This window comes from Agrobacterium sp. DKPNP3 (assembly GCF_052686535.1).
The window spans coordinates 2,501-5,586 of the sequence record NZ_JBQYSN010000158.1; the positions used below are offsets into that span (position 1 = coordinate 2,501).

The following is a 3,086-nucleotide window of genomic DNA, read 5'->3' on the forward strand; positions in this document are numbered from 1 at the left end:
GGTAGGAAGGAAAGCTTGTCCGAGGCATTTTTGTTGTTTGAAGGTTTAGGCCTTCATCTGATGGGAATGCTGGATTGATGTTGCCTGACCGCGCATCACCGGATGATATCTCGAGAAGCTGGTCTTAATGGTATGGCTTCGAGGTGCACCGGCGTGCCCTCAATGAAGACCATACCGACACGTCGATGTCATCAGGAAAGACTTGATTGTAAAAGGTAATCAGGTTGCCGTTCCCAAGTGAACGGCTATGGATGAGCATAGACAATGAGAACGAAGAAGTGAATTAAGGGCATTTGGTGGATGCCTTGGCATGCACAGGCGAAGAAGGACGTGATACGCTGCGAAAAGCCGTGGGGAGCTGCGAATAAGCTTTGATCCATGGATCTCCGAATGGGGCAACCCACCTTAAATGCTTGGAAAATCCAAACCGTCTTTGACGGCTTGGGTTTCCAAGCATTGTGATAAGGTATCTGCACCTGAATACATAGGGTGTAAGAAGCGAACGCAGGGAACTGAAACATCTAAGTACCTGCAGGAAAGGACATCAACCGAGACTCCGCAAGTAGTGGCGAGCGAACGCGGACCAGGCCAGTGGCAATGATGAATAAAGCGGAACGATTTGGAAAAGTCGGCCATAGAGGGTGATAGCCCCTTACGCGTAGAACAGTCATTGTCCTTGAGTAGGGCGGGACACGTGAAATCCTGTCTGAACATGGGGAGACCACTCTCCAAGCCTAAGTACTCGTGCATGACCGATAGCGAACAAGTACCGTGAGGGAAAGGTGAAAAGCACCCCGACGAGGGGAGTGAAATAGAACCTGAAACCGGATGCCTACAAACAGTCGGAGCTCGCAAGAGTGACGGCGTACCTTTTGTATAATGGGTCAACGACTTAGTGTAACTAGCAAGCTTAAGCCGGTAGGTGTAGGCGCAGCGAAAGCGAGTCTGAATAGGGCGATTGAGTTAGTTGCATTAGACCCGAAACCGAGTGATCTAGCCATGAGCAGGCTGAAGGTTGGGTAACACCAACTGGAGGGCCGAACCCATAACTGTTGCAATAGTTCGGGATGACTTGTGGCTAGGGGTGAAAGGCCAATCAAACTCGGAAATAGCTGGTTCTCCGCGAAATCTATTTAGGTAGAGCGTCGACCGAATACCCTCGGGGGTAGAGCACTGGATGGGCTATGGGGACTCACCGTCTTACTGATCCTAACCAAACTCCGAATACCGAGGAGTACTAGTCGGCAGACACACGGCGGGTGCTAACGTCCGTCGTGAAAAGGGCAACAACCCTGACCTCCAGCTAAGGTCCCCAAGTCATGGCTAAGTGGGAAAGGATGTGAGGATCCCAAAACAACCAGGATGTTGGCTTAGAAGCAGCCATCATTTAAAGAAAGCGTAACAGCTCACTGGTCTAAATAAGGGTCTTTGCGCCGAAAATGTAACGGGGCTAAAGCCATGCACCGAAGCTGAGGATTGTAGCAACCTTCGGGTTGCCGCAGTGGTAGCGGAGCGTTCCGTAAGTCTGTGAAGGCGGACCCGTGAGGGCTGCTGGAGATATCGGAAGTGCGAATGTTGACATGAGTAACGATAAAGGGAGTGAGAGACTCCCTCGCCGAAAGACCAAGGGTTCCTGCTTAAAGTTAATCTGAGCAGGGTTAGCCGGCCCCTAAGACGAGGCGGACACGCGTAGTCGATGGGAACCACGTTAATATTCGTGGGCCTGGTGGTAGTGACGGATCTCGTGTGTTGTACAACCTTATTGGATTGGTTGTGCGGCGAAGAGGTTCCAGGAAATAGCTCCACCGTATAGACCGTACCCGAAACCGACACAGGTGGTCAGGTAGAGTATACCAAGGCGCTTGAGAGAACTATGTTGAAGGAACTCGGCAAATTGCACGCGTAACTTCGGAAGAAGCGTGACCCTTTTGTACGCAAGTATGATGGGGTGGCACAGACCAGGGGGTAGCGACTGTTTATCAAAAACACAGGGCTCTGCGAAGTAGCAATACGACGTATAGGGTCTGACGCCTGCCCGGTGCTGGAAGGTTAAAGGGAGGGGTGCAAGCTCTGAACTGAAGCCCCAGTAAACGGCGGCCGTAACTATAACGGTCCTAAGGTAGCGAAATTCCTTGTCGGGTAAGTTCCGACCTGCACGAATGGCGTAACGACTTCCCCGCTGTCTCCAACATAGACTCAGTGAAATTGAATTCCCCGTGAAGATGCGGGGTTCCTGCGGTCAGACGGAAAGACCCCGTGCACCTTTACTATAGCTTTACACTGGCATTCGCCAAGGCATGTGTAGGATAGGTGGTAGGCTTTGAAGCATGGACGCCAGTCTGTGTGGAGCCATCCTTGAAATACCACCCTTATCTTCGTGGATGTCTAACCGCGGTCCGTTATCCGGATCCGGGACAGTGTATGGTGGGTAGTTTGACTGGGGCGGTCGCCTCCGAAAGAGTAACGGAGGCGCGCGATGGTTAGCTCAGACCGGTCGGAAATCGGTCGTCGAGTGCAATGGCATAAGCTAGCCTGACTGCGAGACTGACAAGTCGAGCAGAGACGAAAGTCGGTCATAGTGATCCGGTGGTCCCGTGTGGAAGGGCCATCGCTCAACGGATAAAAGGTACGCCGGGGATAACAGGCTGATGACCCCCAAGAGTCCATATCGACGGGGTTGTTTGGCACCTCGATGTCGACTCATCGCATCCTGGGGCTGGAGCAGGTCCCAAGGGTATGGCTGTTCGCCATTTAAAGCGGTACGTGAGTTGGGTTCAGAACGTCGTGAGACAGTTCGGTCCCTATCTGCCGTGGGTGTAGGAATATTGACAGGATCTGTCCCTAGTACGAGAGGACCGGGATGGACGTATCTCTGGTGGATCTGTTGTCCTGCCAAGGGCATAGCAGAGTAGCTATATACGGAATGGATAACCGCTGAAGGCATCTAAGCGGGAAACCAACCTGAAAACGAGTGTTCCCTATCAGAGCCGTGGAAGACGACCACGTTGATAGGACGGGTGTGGAAGCACAGCAATGTGTGAAGCTTACCGTTACTAATAGCTCGATCGACTTCTTCGTTCCCATTG

Annotated in this window: 1 rRNA gene; it reads left to right on the forward strand. The window is 52.2% G+C overall.

The features are described from left to right. The first annotated feature begins 272 nt into the window (after positions 1-272). Positions 273-3,078, forward strand: a 23S ribosomal RNA gene (locus ACUTJJ_RS24525). Positions 3,079-3,086: the final 8 nt, after the last annotated feature.